General features: G+C 32.4%; 26 protein-coding genes. 14 read left to right on the plus strand and 12 right to left on the minus strand.

Going from position 1 to position 23,489, the window contains the following annotated elements:
• Window positions 1-49 precede the first annotated feature (49 nt).
• The 3 genes from ACHRV0_RS09195 to epsC all read right to left on the minus strand — a co-directional run bounded on the left by ACHRV0_RS09195 (window position 50) and on the right by epsC (window position 2,828).
• Window positions 50-1,036 (minus strand): aldo/keto reductase, encoded by a 987-nt coding sequence (locus ACHRV0_RS09195; RefSeq protein ID WP_395440639.1) that lies wholly within the window; start codon window positions 1,034-1,036, stop codon window positions 50-52.
• Between the two features lie 111 nt (window positions 1,037-1,147).
• Window positions 1,148-2,035, minus strand: a complete 888-nt coding sequence (gene cysM, locus ACHRV0_RS09200; protein WP_395440641.1) for a cysteine synthase CysM — start codon at window positions 2,033-2,035, stop codon at window positions 1,148-1,150.
• A gap of 1 nt (window position 2,036) precedes the next feature.
• Window positions 2,037-2,828, minus strand: coding sequence for a serine O-acetyltransferase EpsC (gene epsC, locus ACHRV0_RS09205; RefSeq protein ID WP_129025789.1), 792 nt, complete (start codon window positions 2,826-2,828; stop codon window positions 2,037-2,039).
• Between the two features lie 190 nt (window positions 2,829-3,018).
• Here epsC and ACHRV0_RS09210 point away from each other — a divergent pair, with 190 nt between their 5' ends.
• Window positions 3,019-3,720 (plus strand): DUF1003 domain-containing protein, encoded by a 702-nt coding sequence (locus ACHRV0_RS09210; RefSeq protein ID WP_129025791.1) that lies wholly within the window; start codon window positions 3,019-3,021, stop codon window positions 3,718-3,720.
• A gap of 16 nt (window positions 3,721-3,736) precedes the next feature.
• Here ACHRV0_RS09210 and ACHRV0_RS09215 read toward each other — a convergent pair whose 3' ends face one another.
• Window positions 3,737-4,003, minus strand: coding sequence for a DUF2752 domain-containing protein (locus tag ACHRV0_RS09215; protein WP_395412179.1), 267 nt, complete (start codon window positions 4,001-4,003; stop codon window positions 3,737-3,739).
• A 124-nt stretch (window positions 4,004-4,127) separates the two neighbouring features.
• Here ACHRV0_RS09215 and ACHRV0_RS09220 point away from each other — a divergent pair, with 124 nt between their 5' ends.
• Window positions 4,128-4,313, plus strand: a complete 186-nt coding sequence (locus ACHRV0_RS09220; RefSeq protein ID WP_129025795.1) for a hypothetical protein — start codon at window positions 4,128-4,130, stop codon at window positions 4,311-4,313.
• A complete protein-coding gene (locus ACHRV0_RS09225; protein WP_395440644.1) occupies window positions 4,303-4,854 on the plus strand; it encodes a Smr/MutS family protein in 552 nt (183 codons plus the stop codon). Before ACHRV0_RS09220 ends, ACHRV0_RS09225 begins: the two co-directional genes overlap by 11 nt.
• Window positions 4,855-4,961: 107 nt before the next feature.
• On the opposite strand, the gene ACHRV0_RS09230 is transcribed toward ACHRV0_RS09225, so the two are convergent.
• Window positions 4,962-5,936 (minus strand): hypothetical protein, encoded by a 975-nt coding sequence (locus tag ACHRV0_RS09230; protein WP_395440646.1) that lies wholly within the window; start codon window positions 5,934-5,936, stop codon window positions 4,962-4,964.
• A gap of 87 nt (window positions 5,937-6,023) precedes the next feature.
• Between ACHRV0_RS09230 and ACHRV0_RS09235 the strand changes: the two genes are divergently transcribed.
• Window positions 6,024-7,148 carry a cysteine desulfurase family protein gene (locus ACHRV0_RS09235; RefSeq protein ID WP_395440647.1) on the plus strand — a complete coding sequence of 375 codons (1,125 nt, stop codon included), beginning with the start codon at window positions 6,024-6,026 and terminating at the stop codon, window positions 7,146-7,148.
• A gap of 90 nt (window positions 7,149-7,238) precedes the next feature.
• Here ACHRV0_RS09235 and ACHRV0_RS09240 read toward each other — a convergent pair whose 3' ends face one another.
• The 3 genes from ACHRV0_RS09240 to glf are packed head-to-tail and all read right to left on the minus strand — an operon-like array spanning window position 7,239 to window position 9,670.
• Window positions 7,239-7,799, minus strand: a complete 561-nt coding sequence (locus ACHRV0_RS09240) for an L-threonylcarbamoyladenylate synthase (protein ID WP_129055373.1) — start codon at window positions 7,797-7,799, stop codon at window positions 7,239-7,241.
• A 1-nt stretch (window position 7,800) separates the two neighbouring features.
• A complete protein-coding gene (locus ACHRV0_RS09245) occupies window positions 7,801-8,565 on the minus strand; it encodes a DUF4422 domain-containing protein (RefSeq protein ID WP_395440649.1) in 765 nt (254 codons plus the stop codon).
• Window positions 8,558-9,670: a UDP-galactopyranose mutase gene (gene glf, locus ACHRV0_RS09250; RefSeq protein ID WP_395440651.1), complete on the minus strand. Its 1,113-nt coding sequence runs from the start codon at window positions 9,668-9,670 to the stop codon at window positions 8,558-8,560. Before glf ends, ACHRV0_RS09245 begins: the two co-directional genes overlap by 8 nt.
• A 54-nt stretch (window positions 9,671-9,724) precedes the next feature.
• Between glf and ACHRV0_RS09255 the strand changes: the two genes are divergently transcribed.
• A complete protein-coding gene (locus ACHRV0_RS09255; protein ID WP_395440653.1) occupies window positions 9,725-10,591 on the plus strand; it encodes a hypothetical protein in 867 nt (288 codons plus the stop codon).
• Between the two features lie 68 nt (window positions 10,592-10,659).
• Window positions 10,660-11,397 (plus strand): lipopolysaccharide kinase InaA family protein, encoded by a 738-nt coding sequence (locus ACHRV0_RS09260; protein ID WP_395440779.1) that lies wholly within the window; start codon window positions 10,660-10,662, stop codon window positions 11,395-11,397.
• On the opposite strand, the gene ACHRV0_RS09265 is transcribed toward ACHRV0_RS09260, so the two are convergent.
• Together ACHRV0_RS09265 and ACHRV0_RS09270 are read right to left on the minus strand one after the other, a co-directional pair.
• Window positions 11,378-12,151, minus strand: coding sequence for a glycosyltransferase family 2 protein (locus ACHRV0_RS09265; RefSeq protein WP_395440655.1), 774 nt, complete (start codon window positions 12,149-12,151; stop codon window positions 11,378-11,380). The two genes, ACHRV0_RS09260 and ACHRV0_RS09265, sit on opposite strands and share 20 nt — an antisense overlap.
• 20 nt (window positions 12,152-12,171) lie before the next feature.
• On the minus strand, window positions 12,172-13,236 hold the full coding sequence (locus ACHRV0_RS09270; RefSeq protein WP_395440656.1) for a glycosyltransferase family 9 protein: 1,065 nt from the start codon (window positions 13,234-13,236) through the stop codon (window positions 12,172-12,174).
• A 126-nt stretch (window positions 13,237-13,362) separates the two neighbouring features.
• On the opposite strand from ACHRV0_RS09270, the gene ACHRV0_RS09275 reads away from it, so the two are divergent.
• The 3 genes from ACHRV0_RS09275 to ACHRV0_RS09285 all read left to right on the plus strand — a co-directional run bounded on the left by ACHRV0_RS09275 (window position 13,363) and on the right by ACHRV0_RS09285 (window position 15,863).
• Complete coding sequence (locus ACHRV0_RS09275) at window positions 13,363-14,109, plus strand: glycosyltransferase family 2 protein (protein WP_129025812.1); 747 nt, start codon at window positions 13,363-13,365, stop codon at window positions 14,107-14,109.
• Between the two features lie 276 nt (window positions 14,110-14,385).
• Window positions 14,386-15,099: a polysaccharide deacetylase family protein gene (locus tag ACHRV0_RS09280; protein WP_395440657.1), complete on the plus strand. Its 714-nt coding sequence runs from the start codon at window positions 14,386-14,388 to the stop codon at window positions 15,097-15,099.
• A 5-nt stretch (window positions 15,100-15,104) separates the two neighbouring features.
• Window positions 15,105-15,863: a glycosyltransferase family 2 protein gene (locus tag ACHRV0_RS09285; RefSeq protein WP_129025296.1), complete on the plus strand. Its 759-nt coding sequence runs from the start codon at window positions 15,105-15,107 to the stop codon at window positions 15,861-15,863.
• 61 nt (window positions 15,864-15,924) lie between these two features.
• On the opposite strand, the gene ACHRV0_RS09290 is transcribed toward ACHRV0_RS09285, so the two are convergent.
• Complete coding sequence (locus ACHRV0_RS09290) at window positions 15,925-16,740, minus strand: 2,3,4,5-tetrahydropyridine-2,6-dicarboxylate N-succinyltransferase (RefSeq protein WP_099719754.1); 816 nt, start codon at window positions 16,738-16,740, stop codon at window positions 15,925-15,927.
• 287 nt (window positions 16,741-17,027) lie between these two features.
• On the opposite strand from ACHRV0_RS09290, the gene ACHRV0_RS09295 reads away from it, so the two are divergent.
• The 3 genes from ACHRV0_RS09295 to ACHRV0_RS09305 all read left to right on the plus strand — a co-directional run bounded on the left by ACHRV0_RS09295 (window position 17,028) and on the right by ACHRV0_RS09305 (window position 19,881).
• Entirely contained in the window at window positions 17,028-17,666 is a 639-nt protein-coding gene (locus ACHRV0_RS09295) for a PAS domain-containing protein (RefSeq protein ID WP_089052449.1), read from the plus strand.
• Window positions 17,667-17,842: 176 nt separating this feature from the next.
• Window positions 17,843-18,259 (plus strand): Holliday junction resolvase RuvX, encoded by a 417-nt coding sequence (ruvX, locus tag ACHRV0_RS09300; protein WP_089052378.1) that lies wholly within the window; start codon window positions 17,843-17,845, stop codon window positions 18,257-18,259.
• A 125-nt stretch (window positions 18,260-18,384) separates the two neighbouring features.
• Window positions 18,385-19,881, plus strand: coding sequence for a malate:quinone oxidoreductase (locus ACHRV0_RS09305; RefSeq protein WP_395440658.1), 1,497 nt, complete (start codon window positions 18,385-18,387; stop codon window positions 19,879-19,881).
• A 38-nt stretch (window positions 19,882-19,919) separates the two neighbouring features.
• Here the strand turns inward: ACHRV0_RS09305 and ACHRV0_RS09310 are convergent, their stop codons facing one another.
• Window positions 19,920-22,142: an FUSC family membrane protein gene (locus ACHRV0_RS09310; RefSeq protein WP_395440660.1), complete on the minus strand. Its 2,223-nt coding sequence runs from the start codon at window positions 22,140-22,142 to the stop codon at window positions 19,920-19,922.
• 198 nt (window positions 22,143-22,340) lie between these two features.
• Between ACHRV0_RS09310 and def the strand changes: the two genes are divergently transcribed.
• Window positions 22,341-22,931: a peptide deformylase gene (gene def, locus ACHRV0_RS09315; RefSeq protein WP_089052375.1), complete on the plus strand. Its 591-nt coding sequence runs from the start codon at window positions 22,341-22,343 to the stop codon at window positions 22,929-22,931.
• A gap of 64 nt (window positions 22,932-22,995) precedes the next feature.
• Window positions 22,996-23,481, plus strand: coding sequence for a DUF5606 domain-containing protein (locus ACHRV0_RS09320; RefSeq protein ID WP_089052374.1), 486 nt, complete (start codon window positions 22,996-22,998; stop codon window positions 23,479-23,481).
• Window positions 23,482-23,489: the final 8 nt, after the last annotated feature.

Raw genomic sequence — 23,489 nt, forward strand, 5'->3', positions numbered from 1 at the left:
TTTAAAACTTAGCACCTTAGCATCTTAGAACCTTAGTGTCTTCTAAAAATTACCACAGCTGATGTACAGATGGTTTTATGTACTCTTCATAAATTTTATTCATAGCTGCGATTTTTTCGCTGCTTAAATTAGGCAGATCATAAATTGATAAATTCGAAAGAACGTGATCTTTTTTTGAAGCTCCAGGAATAATGCAACTTACTTCATTGAAACTCAAAATCCATTGCAAGGCAATAGGAGCAAGGTTTGTTGTTTCAGGAAATAAGGCTTTTAGTTTTTCGACCGCTTTTAAACCTAATTCATAATCAATACCAGAAAAAGTTTCGCCCTTATCAAAGGCATCTCCGTTGCGATTAAAATTGCGATGATCCTGAGTGTCAAAAGTTGTTTTTGAATCAAATTTACCCGTTAAAAGACCACTTGCGAGCGGAACACGTGCAATGATACCGATATCTTTCTTTTTTGCTTCAGAGAAAAATAGCTGCGACGGGCGCTGGCGGAATAAATTAAAGATGATTTGAACTGTAGTTACATTTGAATATTCTATTGCTTTTAAGGCTTCTTCGACTTTTTCGACGCTTACGCCAAGATTCAAAATTTTGCCTTGTTCTTTTAATCGGTCAAAAAGTTCAAAGATTTCAGGGCGATAATAAACTTCGGTAGGCGGACAATGAAGTTGTATTAAATCTAAGGTTTCTAATCCGGTTCTTCTTAAACTGTCTTCAACAAATTTCTGAAGTACTTTTGGCTGGTAGCCTTCATTGACATGCGGATTAATATTGCGTCCGCATTTTGTAGCCACATAAATACGTTCAGAACGCGAACGAACAACACGGCCAACGGCAGTTTCGCTTAATCCGTTTTCATAAACATCGGCAGTATCAATAAAATTTACGCCATTGTCTATGGCAGTATTTATAAGTTCGTCGGCAGTTTTATCATTAAATCCTGATCCCCATTTTCCCCCAACCTGCCAAGTTCCCAGTGAGATTTCGGATATGTTGAAGTTTGTTTTGCCTAGTTTTCTGTAGTTCATTTTTTTAGGTTCTAAGAGTCTAAGATTCTGAGGGGCTAAGGTTTTGTGTGTAGAATCTAAAAAAAAACTTAGAACCTTAGCGTCTCAGAAGCTTAGAGCCTTCATTATAAATTAATCAAATAAATCAGATGACAGATAACGATCGCCGCGATCACAGATAACGGCAACTATAACACCAGATTCTAACTGTTCTGCAATTTTTAAAGCAACTGCAACAGATCCTCCGCTGCTCATTCCTGCAAAAACGCCTTCTTCCAGAGCCAATCTCTTTGTCATTGCTCTGGCTTCTTCTTCGCTTACATCAATAACAGTATCGACTTTTGAAGCATCAAAAATTTTAGGCAGATATTCTTGCGGCCATTTACGAATTCCCGGAATTTGCGATCCGTCGCTTGGCTGTGCGCCTACAATTTGAATAGCAGGATTTTTTTCTTTTAAATAAGTAGATGTTCCTATGATTGTGCCAGTTGTTCCCATTGCCGAAACAAAATGCGTTACAGTTCCGTCAGTATCATTCCAGATTTCTGGACCAGTAGTTTTATAATGCGCTTTCCAGTTATCGTCATTCGCAAACTGATTTAGCATTAAATATCCGCCTTGAGCGACTTTTTTGTCGGCATAATCTCTTGAGCCGATAATTCCTTCGCTTGCTGGTGTTAGAATAACCGTAGCGCCATAAGCGCGCATAGTTTGTGTTCTTTCTTTTGTAGAATCCTCTGGTAAAACCAATTCGATTTCTATTTGAAACAATTGCGCAATCATTGCCAATGCAATTCCGGTATTGCCGCTTGTTGCTTCAATTAGTTTGTCGCCTTTTTTAATTTCGCCTCTTTCAAGTGCCGAAGCAATCATGTTGTAAGCAGCTCTGTCTTTTACACTTCCGCCCGGATTGTTTCCTTCAAGTTTTAGTAAAAGTTTTACGTTTTTATTTTTAACCAAATTGACAGTTTCCATTAATGGAGTATTTCCAATAAGGTTTAACAATTTCTGTGGACCCATTTTATCTTTTTTCTTTTATTTTAACGTCGGTTGTAGTAGTATTTAAAACAATAGAATCTGCAGGAATAGATTTAGTTACCCATGCATTTCCTCCAATAACACTATTTTCGCCTATGATAGTTCCTCCTCCTAATATTGTGGCATTGGCATAAATGCACACATTTGCTTCAACGGTTGGATGTCTTTTTGCATTTTTCATTTCCTTACTCACACTCAAAGCTCCTAAAGTAACCCCTTGGTAAATTTTAACGTGTTTTTTAATAACAGAGGTTTCCCCTATAACAATTCCAGTTGCGTGATCGATAAAAAACGGTGATGCAATACTTGCTCCCGCGTGTATGTCAGTTCCTGTAATTCGATGCGCATATTCGCTCATTAATCGTGAGAACAGCAATAAGTCTAGATGGTATAATTCGTGACTTAATCTATAAATGGCAATAGCATAAAAACCAGGATAGCCCAAGTAAACTTCGTCTATACTGTTTGATGCCGGATCATTTTCTAAAATATATGCTGCGTCTTGATTCAGTTTTTCAAGAACCCCAGGCAGTTTTTCAAGAAATCTATCCCAAATAGACTCGCATAAGTTTTCAGGTTTTTGACAAGCTAAAACAGCAATTTCTTTAAAGCGTATTTCGAGTTCATTTATGCTTTCGTCTAATGCGGCATTCGAATCAAAAAGAGTATAGAACAGCTTTTCAGTAAAATCTTCGGTTTTGGTTTTGATACCGTAGTTTATTGTAGAATGGCTTTTTAAAGCTTTAATGTTTTGTATGATAGTATCTTTTGTCACAATTATAAAATTGAATGGATATTTTAAAACGTTAAAAGTAAGGTGTTTTTTGTAAATACAGGCACGAATTAACTAAAGAAATTTTGTGCTTCGGGTTGTATTTGTGATAAATGAAAGTTTGCTGAAATCTAAAGTATAATGTGATTCTTAAGAAGTTAATTGTGTAAATTAGCCTATAAAATTTACAAAAATGAAAAACAATTCAACGTTTAAGAGTGCAATTTCAAATATAGAATTTCCCGAAAGTGATAAAGTTTACGGAAAATCAATTCACGACCCAATACTGGGGTTAATTGTCAAAGATCATCCTTCTTTTTGCGATGACGATTGTATAGCTGTCGAGGAGCTGAATGAATATCGTCAGAGATACATTTCGAATTATTTGTCTACTGAAATTGGAGCGCTTTCAGATCTTGAAAAGAACGTTATTTCTTCTTTGAAAGAAGATAAATCAATAGTGAGTATTGTTGAGGATGAAGCTGAGACAAGAAACTTTGGGCAAAAGATTGCAGATCAGGTGGCAGATTTTGGCGGAAGCTGGACTTTTATAATTTCGTTTCTGGCTTTTATTATTATTTGGATTGGCTCGAATGTTTATATTTTGGTCAATAAAGGGTTTGATCCATATCCGTTTATTTTACTGAATTTGATCTTATCTTGTATTGCAGCTTTGCAAGCGCCGGTAATTATGATGAGTCAAAATCGTCAAGAAGAGAAGGATCGAAATCGTGCCAAAAAAGACTACATGATTAACTTAAAATCGGAATTAGAAATTAGAATGATTCACGATAAAATTGATCATTTAATTATGCATCAGCAGCAAGAATTAATCGAAATTCAGAAAGTGCAAATTGAGATGATGAATGATATTTTGAACAAAATTAAGAAGTAAAAAAAGACCAAAATCATCAAAGATAAAAGTGTTTGTAAAAGTAACCGGCCAGCATAAAAATGATATTCAAGCTTGCTGCTTTCCAAATTATATTTTTATAATTTCTCGATTTATCTACAAAATATAAAACGACTAAAAGCAAAAATAAAAGGGTAGTATAAACTGCCGGATACATATTAAAAGCCGCTAAAAATTCACCTTGAAAAAGTAAGAATAATGATCGCTGAAAACCGCAGCCTAAACACTCAATTCCAAAGAGCGTTTTGAACATGCAGGGGATCATATATTTTTCTAAAGACACGGTGATTTTTTTTTACAATTTTACGAAAAAAATATAAGATAACATTTCAAGAGGAGGGAACTGTTATTTTAAAGTTTGCTACTTTTGAATTCTTAAACTTTAAAATATGAAAACGTTTAAAATTTTAATTATGATTCTTGCCATTTCGGTTGCGTTATATGAGCAGGTTTCGGAAGAAAAAAATATCTATATAACGGTAATTGCAATTGCAGTTTTCATGTATGGAATGATGCAGCTGAGCGCAAAAACACCAAGTAAAAACCAAGATAAAGAAGAGAAGGATGTTGACTAAAGGAGATAAGGTTTCTGTCTTAGACGAGGCCATAAATGGAACAGTAGTTTCAGTGAAAAACAATGAGGTTTTGATTGAAACAGAGGACGGATTTATGATGACATTTTTTGTCAATGAGTTACTTAAAATTCAAGAAACCAGTAATTTAATGAATTCTATTAAAAGAATAGATTTAAATGAGATTTCAAAAGAAAAAACAGAGCCAAAACCACGTAGTTTTGTCAAAGAACGCAAAGATAAACGCGAAATTTCGGCTCCAGAATTTGATTTGCATATTGAAAAGCTGGTTCCAAATAAACGTGGAATGTCGAATTATGACATCTTAACTTTGCAGACGGAAACGGCGAAAAGACACATTGAATTTGCGATCAAAAATCGCATTCCAAAAATTGTTTTTATTCACGGTGTCGGCGAAGGAATTTTAAAAGCGGAATTAGATTTTTTATTGGGTCGTTATGATAGTATCGATTTTCAAGACGCTAATTATCAAAAATATGGACTGGGGGCGACCGAAGTTTATTTTAGACAAAACAATAAATAAATACGTTTTGAAGTCTTAAATAAGCTCTTTTAAAAGCATAAAAAAAGAAGCAAAGATCGTTTTTGAACGTTGTCTTTGCTTCTTTTTTTGTTTTGTTTTTTGCTTTTTTACTTGGTGATTTTTCCTAGAAGAAAACTAGTTCCAAGTCTAAATTTACTGTTTCCTTTTACTAGCGAAACGTTTGCAAGAACAATGGTGTGAATATAGTTTGTGCCTACTTTTTCTGTTGTAACTTGTATTTCTGCTTTTAGATCTGCGTTTGTATTTTCACCCACCCAAGTTTCATTTACAGCAGGTAATGCAGGAGTTGTTGTTTGACAAAAATAACCAGCAGAAATACTTCCAGTCCCGCTTAAAAAAGTTCTATAAAAAAGCTTGTTTGTGGTTGCTCCAATTGCTCCTGTTCTTGGCTTTCCTGGAGGGGTCTCTACATTATCAAGTAAGCTTTTATCAAAGTTTTCGATTGTTAAAGTAAAGGACGTATTGTAATTGTAAACCGTTAAATTGTCAGGGCAAATAAATGCTTCGCCGCTGGCGGCATTTTGAAACGTTAAATTAGCTGGAGTAACTGTAGTTTTATAATCTCCAAACGGAAATTCGGCTTCAACTTGATCTCCCGCAGGTTTTGCAAAAGTGATGTTTTGAAATACAATATTGTGGTTATAACCCGTAATTCTTGTTGCTCCGTTTACGTCTGGGTCATTAGCTATTTGTGTAGTTGTAATTACAATTTTCCCGCTTTTCCCTAACCATTCTTCGGTAACATTTGGAGTTCTTGGTGGTATAGCGCCGCAAATATTTGTAGTTTCTACTTTACCGTCATACGCTCTGTATACAACACGATATAGATTATTGTCTATGTCGTAAGTGTAAACTTTAGGATCGTTTACAATTCCGTTTGCCTGCGGTAATTGAAGCAGTAATGATTCTTGCGTTTTAAGTTTGTAAATTAAAGTGTTAGTTGTGGGATCGCAACTTGCAGCTGTAACACTGTCAAAATCGATTGTATCTACTGTAAGGTCGCCATCATCACAGCCGTTTAGCAAAAACGCCAATAATACAAGGCTTGCATATTTTTTCATCGTAAATTTTATTTGGGTCAAAAATAGTGAAAAATTTGGCAAATGATATTTAAGATTAGACAATTGATATTTCATAACTTTGCAGCAATGAAAAAAGTATACCTCGATAACGCCTCAACAACTGCGATGCGTCCTGAAGTTATTCAGGAAATGACTAAAGTTATGACTGAAGATTTTGGCAATCCATCATCGACACATAGTTTTGGACGTAATGCCAAAACAGTTTTAGAACTTTCTAGAAAAAGCATTGCTAAACACTTAAACTGCTCTGCTCAGGAAATCATTTTTACTTCGGGAGGAACTGAAGCAGATAATTGGATTTTAAGATCGGCAGTAGAAGATCTTAAGATCGAACGAATTATTACTTCAAAAATAGAACATCATGCCGTTTTGCATACCGTTATGGCATTGGAAGAAGAATATGGTGTTCAGGTCAATTATGTAAAGATAAATGCTGATGGAAGTCTTGATTTGACGCATTTATCTAATTTACTAAGCGACGAGAAAAAAACAATCGTTAGTTTGATGCATGTAAACAACGAAACAGGCACTATTTTAGACTTGGATAGAGTTGGGGTTATTTGTAAGCAATATAACGCCTTATTTCATTCAGATACGGTTCAATCAATTGGGAAAACCGAGATTGATCTGCAAAAAACTCCAGTTGATTTTATTTTAGCCAGTGCGCACAAATTTCACGGGCCTAAAGGCGTTGGTTTTGCTTTTGTTCGAAAAAATTCTGGACTACAGCCTTTGTTTTTTGGTGGTGAGCAAGAAAAAGGACTTCGCGCAGGTACCGAAGCAGTACATCAAATTGCTGGAATGGCAAAAGCTTTGTCTGTTTCTTATGAGAATTTAACTGAAGAACGCGAATATATTTCTGAGCTTAAGAAATATCTTATTGAGCAGTTAGAAACTTATTTTTCAGGTTTTAGAATTAATGGGAGAAAAGATGATTTTTATAATATCATCAATATTACACTTCCGTTTTCTTCAGATAAAACGTCGATGCTTTTGTTTAGTTTAGATATGAAAGGAATTGCAGTTTCTAGAGGAAGCGCCTGCCAATCTGGGAGTATAAAACCGTCGCATGTTTTAAAAGAAATGCTTTCAGAAGATGATTTGCAGTTGCCAAATCTTCGAATTTCATTCAGCCATTATAACACAAAAGAAGATATTGATTGGCTGATTGAGTCTTTGAAAGTTGTTTAGAGATTCAAAGGTTTTTTTAGTGTGAAAAGTTCTTCGACTTCGCTCAGGATGACATAAAAGATTTGTCTGACTGAGCGAAGTCGAAGCCTTTTATTTTCTAATCACTTTTACCTGAGAATCGTTTGTCAGTTTTATAATTGTCGAAGGTTTTCCTGCAACTTTATCGTGATATAAATTAACCACATAATCAACTCCGTTGATGATTTCAGGGTTAATATCTTTAAAAGCAATTGGAGTAGGCTGTCCTGAAATATTTGCTGATGTTGAAACCAGCGGTTTTTTCATTCGCTCTAGTAATTTAAAACAAAAAGGTTCTTTTACTAATCTTACTCCAAGCGAATTATCTGCGGCGATAATATTAGCAGCAACATTTCTAGGTTCATCTAAAATTAATGTTGTTGGTTTTTCAGATAAATCTAAAATTTGCCAAGCTACTTCTGGAATGTTTTTAAAAACATTGTACATCATTTTTTCGCCATTCATTAAAACAATCATGCTTTGTGTTTCTGCACGTTGTTTCAGCTTGTATATTTTAGCAACAGCTTCAGGATTTGTAGCATCGCAGCCAATTCCCCAAACAGTATCAGTTGGGTAAAGTATAATGCCGCCTTCTTTGATTACTTCGTATGCTTTTAGTATTTCTTCGTTCATTTTATAAATCTATTATTTTATATGACGGAATTCCTTTGATTTTGAATTTGTTGTGGTACATATAAAGGTTAATTAGTCTTTCTGAAATAAAACCAAAAATTCGGGCTTGATATGTGTCTTCCGGAATCGTAATTCGTGATTCAAGTTCAAAAAGAATTGAGAATAACCAACTGTAATAGGTGTCGAATTTTTCTTTTGAAGAAATCATCATATTTCCCATATGAAAAGTAGTTCCTTCATCTAGAAATTTCACAATGTTGTCTTTGTATTCCGGGTATTTTTCCAGAATTATGGCTTTAGTCAAATCCCAATCTTCTTTTCTGTGATCGTCACAATAATTTTGAGTTAAGCTGCCTTTTTTAAATTTATAAGGTCTGCACAAAATTACATCATATTCTGAAAGAATCGAAGCTATTTTTTTTTCTAATTTTGAAGAAGAAGTATTGAATAATTTAGTATTCCTAAAATCATTCAGATTGATTTTTTTTTGAGCAGATGGTTTTAAATTATACCAATCATTATAAAAGTTCAAATATCTTCTATAATGACAAATACCAACATAATCAGCATCTTTTACATTTTTCCAGATCCAGTAAGCCGCAGTTAATTCGCAGTAATTACCATTTTTGGCCGCTATATTATCAAGAGTATTGTCTCTTAAAACAGTTGCAGTAATAGGCTCATTGGTTCCAACCTGAATAGGTACAAGAATGTCATTAGTCAATATTGGATTTTCTTTATGGGTAACTACAAAAATTTTAATCATTGTTTAATTCTTTTTTAGATCTTGTTAAAGCCATGGCAATTACCTGATGCATGTCGTAATATTTATATTCAGATAATCTTCCTCCAAATATTACATTTTCTTCTTTTAGAGATAGTTCTTTGTATTTTTCAAATAAGGCTTGGTTTTTAATATCATTTATAGGGTAAAAAGCTTCGTTAGAAGGATTCCATTCTTGTGGATATTCCTTTGTGATAACTGTTTTGCTCTGATTACCAAATTCAAAATGTTTGTGCTCAATTATTCTTGTAAAATCATAACCAGCATCATTATAATTGACAACAGCATTTCCTTGAAAATTATCTGTATTCAGAACTTCATTTTCAAAATGAAGAGATCTGTATTCAAGAACTCCTAATTTATAATCAAAGTATTCATCAATTTTTCCTGAATAAACGATTTTATCTGCAAGGGCATTGAATTTTTCTCTGTATAAAAAATAATCTGTATTTGTAACTACTTCAATGTCTTCTAATAAACCTTCGATTAGTTTATTGTATCCGCCTATTGGAATTCCCTGATATTGATCGTTAAAATAATTATTATCAAAAGTAAATCGAACTGGAAGCCTTTTTATAATAAAAGCTGGTAATTCAGTAGCTTTTCGACCCCATTGTTTTTCAGTATATTCTTTAATAAAATTATCATAAATGTCTTTTCCAACAAGGCTTAAAGCTTGTTCTTCGAGGTTTTTTGGATTTTCAACGCCATAAGTAGCTATTTGTTCTTTAATTTTTGCTTTGGCTTCTTGCGGAGTTTTTGTGCCCCAAAGCTGATAAAAAGTATTCATGTTAAAAGGTAAATTATATAATTTACCTTTTGCTAATGCAATTGGAGAATTTGTGAAATTATTAAATTTTACAAATTGATTTACATAATCCCACAATCCTTTATCATTGGTGTGAAATATATGTGCACCATATTTATGAACATTAATACCTTCAATATTTTCACAATATACATTTCCTCCAGTATGTTTTCTTTTGTCAATAACCAGACATTTTTTACCTGCTTTTGTTGCTTCATGTGCGAAAACACTTCCAAAGAGTCCCGATCCAATTATTAAATAGTCATATTGCTTTTTCATGGCATAAAAATAGATATTAATTAGTAAATTGCAACAAATTTTACAAAAGTATCAATGATAGGAAAAATACAAGTTGGCTATTTGGTTTCGTATGACTATGAATTATTAAAAAACTCATTACCGACCACGTATAAGGATGCTGATACGATTTTTTTAGCTATTGACAAAAACAGAAACACTTGGAATGGAGGGACTTTCATTATTGAGAATTCTTTTTTTGATTGGCTTGAGGCTTTTGATGTGGATAAAAAAGTAGTCATTTTTGAAGACGATTTTTATGTTCCTGAACTAACAACAATGCAATGCGAAATTAGAGAGCGTAAAATGCTTTCTGAAAAAATGGGTATTGGAAATTGGTTGATTCAAATTGATTGCGACGAGTATTTTGTTGATTTTAAGAAGTTTATTTCAGATTTAAGAAAGTATGATTCTTATTTGGATAATCCATTAAAAAAATCAATTCAAGTTGCTGCATTTTGGGTTGTTTTATACAAATATACTCCTGAAGGAATTTTATATGTTGACAAACCTGCAAAAGCCATTTTTGCCACAAATAATCCTCAATATGTTGTGGGGCGCAGAATAAAAGGACAAGTTATTTATACTAATAACATTGTTTTACATGAATCATTGTCGAGAAGTGAAGAAGAATTACGTTTTAAATGTCAAAACTGGGGACACAATACAGATATAAACAATGGCTTCCTTGATAAATGGATTAAAGTCAATGAAAATAATTATAAGGAATACAGCGATTTCTATTACATAGAGCCAGAAAGATGGAAAAAGTTGGATTATTTTCCAGCGAAAGACATGAAAGCTATTAAGGAAATTGTCGAAAAATCTAAGAATTTGAATATTCCAAAAACAAAATTGTTTTTCAGGAATTTTGGGCAATGGTTTAAATTTTTGTTTAAATAAGATCGTTGTAAAAAATGATTACTAAAATTGAAAAATTGAAAAAGAACATAATCTTTAATACTTCTCATATATCTGATCAGAAAAGTTTGCAGGATGCAATCGAAAATTTCGATTCAACGGGAATGCTTTTTGGAATAGGTGACCGTAACAAAATTAAACTTTTTGAGATCGATCATAAAGTGATAAATATTAAGTCTTTTAAAGTTCCGCACTTTATTAATAAAATTGCATACAAATATTTTAGAAAGTCAAAAGCAAGACGATCATATGAGTTTGCAACGCAATTGTTGGAAATGGAAATTGGAACTCCAAAACCTATTGCTTTTGCGGAGTATTCGACAATATTAGGTCTTAATAAAAGTTTTTATGCAAGCGAGCATTTAGAATGCGATCTGACTTATAGAGAACTGGTTGAAATTCCAGATTTTCCGGATCGCGAGAATATTCTAAGACAATTTACTAGATTTAGTTTTGATCTGCATGAAAAAGGAATTGAGTTTTTAGATCATTCGCCTGGAAATACTTTGATTAAAAAGAATGCTGAAGGGAATTATGATTTCTTTTTGGTTGATTTAAATAGAATGGAATTTCATAAGACAATGACTTTTGAAATGCGTATGAAAAATTTATGCCGATTAACTCCTCTTAAAGAAATGGTTGCGGTAATGAGTAATGAATATGCTAAATTATATTCAGAATCTGAAGAAAGAATTTTTGAGTTGTTGTGGAAATATACTTCTGATTTTCAGGAGAAGTTTTACAGAAAAAAACGCTTAAAGAAGAAACTTAAATTTTGGAAGAAGTAAGTTCTTGCAGCTTTTTGTAACGAACAAAAACACTATAAGCGTTTAGGTAACAAATGGTAATGCCATTGATGCCGTCGAGAAAACCAAGACGAATTAAAAATTGGTATAAAAAAGTATATAAAGGGTGAAGAATCATTAAAATATAAGATGATTTTTGCCCTTTTTTTAGCTTTTCATTCGCCTTAAAAATGCCATAATTATACATTTTCAGTTTATAATCTTGATATGAAGTATAAGAAAAGTGAATGATTTTGTTCTTTAAAATCGAAGTTTTACCATTTACGATTAACTTTTCATGAACCATTCTTTCAGAATTGTATCTGCAATCAGATTTTTTAAAAAGCCTGAAAATCTTATCAGTCTGCCAGCCGCTGAAGTTTAACGGCTTATTCTTGAACATAAAAGTTCGATATATTAAATAAGCACTTGCGGTGTTATTACTGTTTATTGTCGAGATAATTTCAGTTTTTAGCGCTGAAGTCAATCGTTCATCGGCATCGATAAATAAAACCCAAGAATTTCTAGCTTGATCTAAAGCAAAATTACGTTGAGCAGTATAGTTTGTAAAATCGTTTTGAATCAATTTTACATTCGGAAAAGATTTGGCTATATCAACCGTTTTATCGGTACTGTATGAGTCAACTACGATAATTTCATCAGCAAAATCAATATCTTCAAGCAGAGATTTTATATATCGTTCCTCGTTGAGTGTAATTATTAGAACCGATAATTTTTGCTCGTTATTAATTTGCATAATGATTATCCTGAGTATTCTCAGTTTTTGTACTCTTGAAAATAAGTTTCTAATTTTTCAAGCATTAAAGGCAAAGGATACTCTGCATAATACTCAAAAGTACGTTCTTTTATGTATTGCTCGGTATGCTGCTCGTAAATTTCAGGTTTTAAATCTTTTAAGTGAATAGAAGCATTTTTGGCTTCATTTTCAAATATCTGCCAAGTTTCTTTTCTAACAGAAGGTGTGAATATAGAAAATGTTGGAATTTCAAGTGCTTTAGCCATGTTTACCGCGCCGCCTTCATTTCCTATAAGCATTTCGCATTGAGATAGAAGTGCTAAAAAAGAACGTAGTTCAGTACAATATAAATCAAAAGCAATGTGTTTTTTTGTTTCCTCGCTGCAATAATTATAGACTTCCTGAGCAAGATCTTTTTGATCTGGAACATAATTAAAGATGATCGAAGCATTGGTTTTGACAACCGTAAAATCAATAATTTTTGCCATTCCTTCCAGCGGATAAGTTTTGTAAACTTCACTTCCTAGAATTCCAAACATGATTAAAGGTTTGCTGGTGTCAATGTTATGACTTTTTAAAAGACTTTTGGCATCATTAATTTCAGATTCTTTTAAAAAGATTTTAGGCTTTACGTCTGTGATTTTTTCAGAAATAAAAGGTTTAAGAAGTAATAATCTATTCTCGATTGCAAGACCGTGTTCTGATTTTACAGCATCAAAACGCTCATAACTGTGATTGTAAAAAACGCTTGAATACCATTTATGATAAGAAACTTTATATTTTGCTCCAGAGAACAGCGTAATTAAATTTGTTTCTAATTTGCTGTAAACATCAATTACAGCGTTGTATTTTTTTCTTCGAATTTGAAAAATAAATTTAAATAAGGAAGGAATTGACTTTCTGACCTTATTTGTTAATACAATAACATTGTCAATATTGGGATTTTCTTTTAGAACATCAACAGAATTAGGGTAGCACATATAATCTATTGTGGAGTCTGGATATTTTGTTTTTAGATTATTACAAATTATTGTACTCGTTAATACGTCTCCAATTCTTTTTTGCTGAATGACTAATATTTTCATTTATTTCTTTAATTCAATTTGAGGCTAAATTACAAACTATTTTATAATGTGTGCAAGCTGATCGTTAAGAATAGGATAAAACTAATGTAAAAGTTATCTTTGCATTTAAACAAATTTAATCTTAGAATGGAAATAAGTGGTTTAGTTATTACTTTTAATGAAGAGAAGAACATAGGAAAATGCATTGATGCTTTATTAAAAGTTTGTAATGAAGTAATTATTGTAGATTCTTTTAGTAAAGATCGTACAGTAGAAATTGCCAAAGAAAAAGGCGCAATAGTTATTGAGCAGGCTTTTTTGGGCGACGGACCACAACGTACTCATGGTTTGCCATACTGCAAAAATGACTGGATTTTAAATCTTGATGCAGATGAATTTTTAGATAAAGACGCTGAAGAGTTTATTCTGAATAAAAAATATCTTGAAGGAAATTATGATGCATTTAGTTTTCGAGTAAAAAATTTCTTAGCCGATAAATTGATTGATTTTTCGGGATGGTATCCAGATCATAAAGTGCGTTTTTTCAATAAACAAACAGCACATCCTTCTGATTCAAAAGTGCATCAAAAAATAATTACTCAAAACGAGAAAAAAGTTGCGGTGCATATTTTGCATTACGGCTGGGATTCTTTAGATCAGATAATTGCCAAAAAGAATCAATATTCTGGGTGGCATGCGCAGCAATTATTCGATCAAGGAAAAAGAATAAATGCATTTAAGCCAGTTCTAAATGGTGCTGTAGCGTTTATTCGATGCTACTTCTTTAAAAAAGGTATTTTTAATGGTATCGACGGACTTACAATCGCAATGATTCAAAGCTTTTTTTCTTACATAAAATATGCGAAGCTTTTAAAACTTCAAAAAAAGCAATAATTATGGGGCATCAAGATTAAAATTATTAAGAAAGATACACCATAATTATTTTTAACTATAATTTATTGCAGACAATCTCAATGTCTGCTTTTTTTTGTTTATATAAGTCAGGTTTGCAGTTATAATAAATGTATAGAATCTTCTGTAAATCAACTTCATTTATTATCTGATTATATATTGGTTTACTAGTTGGTTTCTTATTTTTTGGTTAAGAAGTAATTTTTTTGTGAATAATAATACTATTAATGTTAGCTTTGCGAAAAAAATCAAAAGTAAATGTCAAAGCTGCCCATTTTAATGTACCATAATGTTGACCAAGATGATGCAAAATCTTTGTATTTATGTATTTCTGTGTCAAAGTTGGAGGAGCAGTTTAAGTTTCTTTGCGATAATAATTACACAACATTTCATTTTAAAGATTTAGACAATTTAAAAGAACTGCCTTCAAAAAGCATTATTATTACTTTTGATGATGTTACCGAATGTCAGCTCTTATATGCTGTGCCTTTGCTTGAAAAATACCAATTAAAAGCTTCTTTTTTTATACCTTTTACTTACGTTGGAAATTTTGATTATTGGATAGAAGGAAGAGAAAAGATAATGAGTGCCGAACAATTAAGAGGATTAGACCGCAATCTTATTGAGTTGGGATATCATTCTTTTGAACATAGAAAATACAGTTCATTATCTAAAGAAGAACTGGAAGCTGATTTTATTAAATCGAATAATTTTATACTTGAAAATCAATTAGATATAAAACCTGTTTTGGCATATCCTTTTGGGAATTATGCTAAGAAAGATACCGAATTTGCTGTTTTTGAAAAAATAATGCGCGATAATGGTATCAAATATGGTTTACGAATAGGGAACAGGGTGAATAAATTTCCTTTTAAGAACAACTATCTGGTAAAAAGAATAGATATAAAAGGAGAAGATAGTTTATTGAAATTTAAATTAAAACTGAAAATAGGAAAGCTTAAGATTTTTTAGGAAATATGGAAATTAGTGGGTTAGTAATTACCTATAATGAAGAAAAGTATATAGGTAAATGTATTGATGCTTTGTTTAGAATTTGTGATGAAGTAATTGTTATAGATTCATTAAGTGTTGATAATACGGTTAAAATTGCAGAAGAAAAAGGAGCTAAAGTTATCTCGCAAGCTTTTTTAGGCGACGGACCTCAGAGAATTCACGGACTGCCTTATTGTAAAAACGACTGGATTTTAAATCTGGATGCTGATGAGATTTTGGCAGAAGATGCAGAGAAATTTATACTATCTAGAAAATATGAAGATCAGCATTTTGATGTTTATGCCTTTAGTCTTTATAACTATTTGGGAAATAAGTTAATAAATTTTTCTGGCTGGTATCCTGATAAAACGTCGCGTTTTTTTAATAAAAAAACAGCATCTCCATCAAAAGACAGTGTTCATCAAAAGGTTTCAGGAAACAACAAAACCCATTTAAAAGTTCATGTTCACCATTATGCATGGGAGGATTTTGATCAGCTTATCAGGAAGAAAAATTTATATTCGACTTGGCATGCACAGCAGCTTTTTGAGCAGAATAAAAAAGTTAATAGTTTTAAACCAATATTAAACGGTTTGGTAGCTTTTGTAAGATGCTACTTTTTTAAAAAAGGCTTTTTGAATGGATTGGATGGTCTTACATTCGCAATGATTCAGAGCTTTTTTTCCTATATGAAATATGCTAAGCTTTTGAAGCTTCAGGAAGCAGCTAAAAAACAGAAATAAGTATAAAAAAAGGAATGAGTTTTTGAAAATCATTCCTTTTTTTTATTTGTAAAACTATAAATTAAACAGCAACATCGTATTCACGAAGTGCATTGTTTAGGGAAGTTTTTAAATCTGTAGAAGGTTTACGAGTACCAATGATTAAGGCACATGGAACTTGAAACTCTCCGGCAGCAAACTTTTTAGTATAACTTCCAGGAATTACTACTGAGCGAGCAGGAACAAAACCTTTCATTTCAACAGGCTCATCACCAGTAACGTCGATAATTTTTGTTGAAGCAGTTAAACACACATTAGCACCAAGAACAGCTTCTTTACCTACGTGAACTCCTTCTACAACAATACAACGAGAACCAATAAAAGCACCGTCTTCAATAATAACCGGAGCAGCTTGTAATGGCTCAAGAACACCGCCAATACCAACACCACCGCTTAAGTGAACGTTTTTACCAATTTGAGCACAGCTTCCAACAGTTGCCCAAGTATCTACCATAGTTCCTTCATCTACATAAGCACCAATATTTACATAACTTGGCATTAAGATTACACCGCTCGAAATGTAAGCTCCGTAACGTGCAACAGCATTTGGTACTACACGAATTCCTTTTTCAGCATAATTTCTTTTTAGTAACATTTTGTCGTGGTATTCAAAAATACCAGACTCCCATGTTTCCATTTTTTGAATTGGGAAATACATTACAACAGCCTTTTTTACCCATTCGTTTACCTGCCATTTGTCACCAACTGGTTCAGCACAACGTAACTTTCCAGCATCAATTAATTCGATAACTTCTCTAATAGCATCAGTTGTTGTAGTTTCTTGTAATAAAGCTCTGTTTTCCCAAGCTTGTTCAATTATAGTCTGTAAAGAATTCATAGTGTTTAATTTTTGGCAAAGATAAGGTATTTGAGTAAATGCAAAAAAGAGAAAGTCTTTTGAAGATGTTATATATTTAACTTTTTGTTTGTATTTTGATAAATAATAAAGAAGCAATAATATAAAAATTGAAATTAAGAGCCGCTAAAAGTTTTTTTAATATCAAAATATGACAAAAATCAGATTTTGCTTTTTTTCTTCTGTCTAATTTCGCGACATAATTCCAGAGCAGTTTTGTAAGGAAATTAAGCGTACAATCCAAAACAAATAATATAAGCAGAAAAATGATGAATCAAGAAAATCAACTTCAAAATCGAATTCCAGTTATAGATAAAGAGGTTACGTGGGACAAGACACAAGTAATTATGAGTAAAACAAATGCGTTTGGTATTATCGAATATGCCAATGAAGTTTTTGTTGATGTTTCTGGTTATGAAGATTACGAATTAATGGGACAGCCGCATAATATCATTCGTCACCCAGATATGCCAAAAGTCATTTTTAAAGTTTTATGGGAAAATCTTAAAGCTGGAAAAAACTTTCATGCAATTGTAAAGAATTTAGCAAGATCTGGGCGTTATTACTGGGTTATTACCGATTTTGAGATTGCAAAAGATGAAAACGGAGTCATTATGAACTATTTTGGAAGAAGACAAGCCGTTCCGCAAGAAGTTATTTCACTGCATATTGAACCATTGTACAAAAAACTGCTGCAAATAGAAGCTGCAAGCGGTGTTGAATACAGCGAGAAATATTTAATTGGATTTCTAGAGGAGAAAAAGAGAACTTATGTAGAGTATATAAAAGAGTTGATATACGAACATGAAAAAACACAGTCTAAGTTTGCGAATTACGAAGAGAAAGAAAAAGAAGACGAGGAGGAAGAGGAAGAAAGAGGCTTTTTTAGAAGACTGTTTAATAGATAGATATATTTTTTTAGTTTTAAATATTTTTGGTGAGGTCCGTTCTGAGTTTTTCAGAACGGATTTTTTATTGGTAAATAATTTTGAGAGGAGGGTTAAAGTTAAAAGGCTTGTAAAAGGTTATATTTGCATTTTTTTTAAGTTTCTTTTTAAATTATCGTTTATAAAATTTAGATAATATGCCTAGAATCCTCTCATTAGATTACGGACAAAAACGTACAGGAATTGCTGTTACTGACGAAATGCAGATTATTGCATCAGGATTAACTACGATTCCAACTCATACTTTAATTGATTTTCTAAAAGATTATTTTGCTAAAGAAAAAGTAGAAGCAGTTTTGATAGGCGAGCCAAAACAAATGAACGGCGAGCCATCTCAAAGCGCATCAATAATTAAAGGTTTTGTGACTCACTTTTCAAATATTTTTCCCGAGATGAAGGTAATTCGTGTTGACGAACGATTTACTTCAAAAATGGCATTCCAGACCATGATCGACAGTGGTTTGAGCAAAAAACAAAGGCAGAATAAAGGTTTAATTGATGAGATTTCGGCAACAATTATGCTTCAGGATTATCTTTCTTCGAAGCGTTTTTAAGTTTATTTCTGATTAATTTCACTTTTTTGGAAAAATTTATAATTTTCTAACTTTTATCATGTAAAAATTAGTTTTTTTTTGCGATTGAAAAAGGTACCTTTGCACTTTAAAAACAAATTACTGTTATGCCTGACAATACAATACGTTCCAATAGTGAAGTAGTGCTTATTGGAGCTGGAATTATGAGTGCAACTCTTGGATTAATTTTAAAAGAGCTGCAACCAGATATTAAAATTGAAATTTATGAAAGATTAGATGTGGCTGCTGCCGAAAGTTCCGATGCTTGGAACAATGCAGGAACCGGACACTCTGCCTTTTGTGAATTAAATTATACCCCAGAAAAGGCTGACGGAAGTATTGATCCAAAAAAAGCAATTAGTATTGCTGAATCTTTTGAAATTTCCCGCCAGTTTTGGTCTTATTTGGTACAACAAAATAAAGTACCTTCTCCAGAAAATTTTATAAAAAGTGTTCCTCATATGAGTTTTGTTTGGGGAGATAAAAATGTAGAATACCTTAAAAAGAGATTTAAAGCACTTCAAAGTAATCCTATTTTTTCTGAAATGACATTCAGTACTGATTTTAATCAGTTAAAAGAATGGATGCCTTTAGTAATGGAAGGCAGAGCGGCTGATGAAAAATTAGCAGCTACTCACATGGAAATTGGTACCGATGTTAATTTTGGTGCGCTGACAAGAAGCATGTTTAATTATCTTGAAAAATTAGACGGTGTTACTTTATACTTTAACCATGAGGTTAAAAAATTAAAACAACGTGAGGATAAATCTTGGAGAATTAAAATCACAGATTTGTCTACTGGTCAAAAGCGAAAAGCATATACTAAATTTGTATTTATTGGAGCTGGTGGAGGTTCATTGCCTTTATTGGAAAAAGCAAATGTTCCAGAAGGAGCAGGTTACGGTGGATTTCCAGTAAGCGGACAATGGTTGAAATGTACAAATCCAGACGTTATTGCAAAACATCAGGCTAAAGTTTATGGAAAAGCAAGCGTGGGAGCACCGCCAATGTCAGTTCCGCATATTGATACACGTGTAATCGATGGTGAAAAAGCATTGTTGTTTGGTCCTTTTGCAGGATTCTCAACACGATTCTTGAAAAATGGTTCGTATTTAGATCTTCCATTATCGATAAAAGCAAACAACTTAATTCCTATGCTTTCTGCAGGGTACCATAATATTCCTTTGACAAAATATTTAATAGAGCAGGTTCGTCAATCTCCAAAAGACAGAATGAAAGCCCTTCGTGAATATTTGCCAAGCGCTCGTTCTAAAGATTGGAAATTAGAAAAAGCAGGGCAACGTGTTCAGGTTATTAAAAAAGGCGAAGATGGAGGAGGAGTTCTAGAGTTTGGTACAGAAGTGATCAGCACGCACGACGGAAGCTTAGCTGTTCTATTAGGAGCTTCTCCTGGAGCATCTACTGCAGTTGCCATTATGATTGATTTGATTGGAAGATGCTTTACAAATCAAATTAAAACGCCAGAATGGGAAGCAAAAATGAAAGAAATGATTCCTTCTTATGGAAAAACGCTTAATGACAAACCAGAACTTTTAGCAGAACTTAGAAAAGAAACTGCCGAAGTTTTGAAATTGAATAATTAAGGTCAAATTTTATATAAAAAACAACAAATCCAGATGAATTAATCTGGATTTGTTGTTTTTAGTTCCTTTGTAATTTTCAGGATTTTTTCTGCAAGATTGCTCATCCATATTAATTGCTCAATAACCATTTGGGCTTCCTGCATTTTTGCTTGACGCGTTTCCTTGTCTAGTTCATCATCAGCAGCAAGACGAGAAAAGTTTTTACGTTTAAGCTCTTCAAACTGCAGTGTAACATCTTCTTTGTCAAAAAAAGTATCCGTAATTACAGCTTCATTTCTTAAAATTGAAATAGAATGTTCTAAGTTTGAAAGAATAGTTTTTATGATGTAATTGAAAGATTCTGAAGCCGATGTTGTTTGATGTGATTGTATGTACGTAGATAAAGAGGCTAAAGCCGATAAAAAAGAATGATTTAAAACCACTAGTTTGTTTACCAAAGGCATTGTTTTTTGCTTCGATTTTGGCTCTTGCATCATCCTTTGAAAAGAAGTCATTAAATTACCAGTCTCAACAAATGCATTCTTTCTCGCTAATTTATAAGAAGTCGGAACTTCACCTTTTTTATTATAGAAATCAGCAATTTCTTTAAGATAATTTCTATTTGCTCTAATCGAATTCTCAATATGAATAGGTGTATTTAAAAATTCCCAAGCCGGCCATAAAAATTGATTAGCTATAAAGGCCAAAGTGGCACCAGCAAGCGAATCAAGTATTCTAAATTGAATTACTTCAACAACATTTGGTGTCAAAATTCCGTAAATAAACACAACATACATCGTTACAAATGTGGCGCTTACTTTATAGTTAATTTGAGTAAACGAAATTCCGAGAAGCATACAAACAATCGAAAAAATACTCAAAACAACATGATTTTGAATAAGCGATACGATTCCAAATGCTAAAAGTCCTCCTAAAATAGTTCCGAAAATTCTATTATAAGATCGTTCTTTAGTTAAACCATATCCGGGGCGCATAATTACAACTATAGTTAGCAGAATCCAGTAATTATTTTGAAGATGTAATAATTGACCAAGGATAAAACCACACAAAATAGTTACCGTTAAGCGAATAGAGTGTCTGAATATTGACGACGAATAACTTAAGTTTTCAATTAAAGTTCGCAGCGGATAATATTGCGGCGTTAAGAATTTTTCTAATTCTTTGTCTTTATCTTTTAATTTATAAGACTGCATTGCCAGCGATAAAGCACGTTGAATAGTTTTAATTTTTCCAACCTGATTTTTGGCATATTTCAGCATATTAGTAAGCATTAATACGCCTTCTGCCGCTTCTTCTTTACCTAAGCTCTTTTCATAATCAAAAATCGCAAACTCAAGAGCATCAAGTTCATTTTTTAAATCATTTTTGTCAACATAAACAGCAATATGCTGTACGTTTTTAGAAAGCTTCTTTAAAGTTGATGCCAGCTTATACGCTACATTTTGATAAGTGCGTAAAACTTCAGGATGTTTATTGAACTTTTCATGAATCTTATTATGGTCAAAAGAAGTATACAAAGCAAGCTCTTGAATTTCTACTAAGGTTATAAAAACCAGCAGCATTTTTCGATTTTGGCTTGTTGTTCCTGACGCATTTTGATTTCCAATCAGCATTTTTCGTAAATCCTCATGAATCAAATTAAGATCAACCTGTATCGCCAGCTGTTTTTCGATTATCTTTTCACGATTTGCTTCGGGATTCCATAAATCACCTCTAAGTTTTAAGTATTTAGAGGTTAGCTTTATGCCTTCTGCAATTTGCAGTTCGATATATTTATAAGGTTGTACAAAGTGAAAAACTAGTGAAACAATTAAGTATAAAATTCCCCCGACAAAAATAAAACCAGAGTATTGAAAAGCTTCCCAGCCCTCATGTAAATGACCAAAGGATAATGAAATCGATAATAAAGCAGAAAACGAAACTAATGTTGCTCTCTGACCGTATACTGAAATCATGGAGCATATAAACAATAAAAATCCTAAAAAGGGATAAAACAAATAAGGATGCGGATAAGCAAGATTTACTAATAAATTAACGCCCGAAACAATAAAGGAAGCAACAATAAGACCTTTTATTTTATGGCTTAAAGAACTCGGAATATCACTGGGATACGTATAAAATGCACCTAATGCAATTGTGAAACCTATTTCGAAATGTCCTAAAAAATTTAAAATTAAAACGGGTACAACTGAGGCGATGGTTACTTTTGACGCATTTAAAAAAGAAGTACTATTTGTGAATTTCGAGATACGTTCAAACATAAAGTGAGGTTTACTAGCAAAGGTAAGAATTGTACGAACTATTTTGGCATAATTATAGCTGAGTTTTTAGAAGCATGCAAAATATATCATAAATATAGGTTTAAAATTATTCATTGACTATTTTTTACTATTTTTGCCAGCTGAAATATAAGAACCCAATATAGGGTTTTTGTTAGATAAAACATTAAACAAAAACAAATGATTTTACCAATTGTAGGATATGGCGACCCAGTTTTAAGAAAAGTGGGAACAGCAATTACGCCAGATTATCCAAACTTAAAAGAGACATTAGCAAACATGTATGAAACCATGTATAATGCATATGGAGTTGGGCTTGCTGCACCGCAAGTTGGCCTGCCAATTCGTGTGTTTGTTATTGATACAACTCCTTTTAGTGACGATGAGGATTTATCATCAAATGAGCAGAAAGATTTGAAAGGTTTTAAAAAGACTTTTATCAATGCAAAAATCATTAAAGAAGAAGGTGAAGAATGGAGTTTTAATGAAGGATGTTTAAGTATTCCGGATGTTCGCGAGGACGTTTATAGAAAACCAACCGTTACAATCGAATATTGTGAAGAGGATTTTGTAATGAAAACAGAAGTTTTTGATGGTTTAATCGCCAGAGTTATTCAGCATGAATACGATCATATCGAAGGGGTTTTATTTACAGATAAAATATCATCTTTGAAAAAACGTTTGATTCAGAAAAAATTGAAAAACATCACTGAAGGTAAAACATTTCAAGAATATAGAATGAAATTTGCTGCTGCTAAAAAAGGAAGATAAATGTTCTGAATAATTTAGAACATAAAAAAATATAATAAAATTCTTAATACTAATTTTAATAAACATGAATTTAGACAAAATTTTAGCCATTTCTGGGAAACCAGGTTTATATGTATTGAAAGTACAGACTCGTACAGGTTTTGTGGCAGAATCATTATTAGACGGAAAAAAAATTACTGTAAACTTAAAAAGTAATGTAAGTTTATTATCAGAAATTTCAATTTATACATACGAAGGAGAAAAACCATTGACTGAAGTAATGCAAAAAATTGCTGCTAAAGAAAACAAAGGTCAAGCTATTTCGCACAAAGAAGATAACGCAACATTAAGCGCTTATTTTAAAGAAATTTTGCCAGAATATGATGAAGAAAGAGTTTATCCTTCTGATATTAAAAAAGTATTAAACTGGTACAATACACTTCAAGCTAAAGGTTTGGTTACTGATTTAGCACCAGCTGCTGCAGAAGCTCCAGAAGAAACTCCAGCAGTGGAAGAGAAAGTAAAAAAAGCTCCAGCTGCTAAAAAAGCAAAAGCTCAGAAAGAAGAATAATAGTTTTT

Source organism: Flavobacterium sp. FlaQc-30 (assembly GCF_044005885.1).
Classification (GTDB): Bacteria; Bacteroidota; Bacteroidia; order Flavobacteriales; family Flavobacteriaceae; genus Flavobacterium.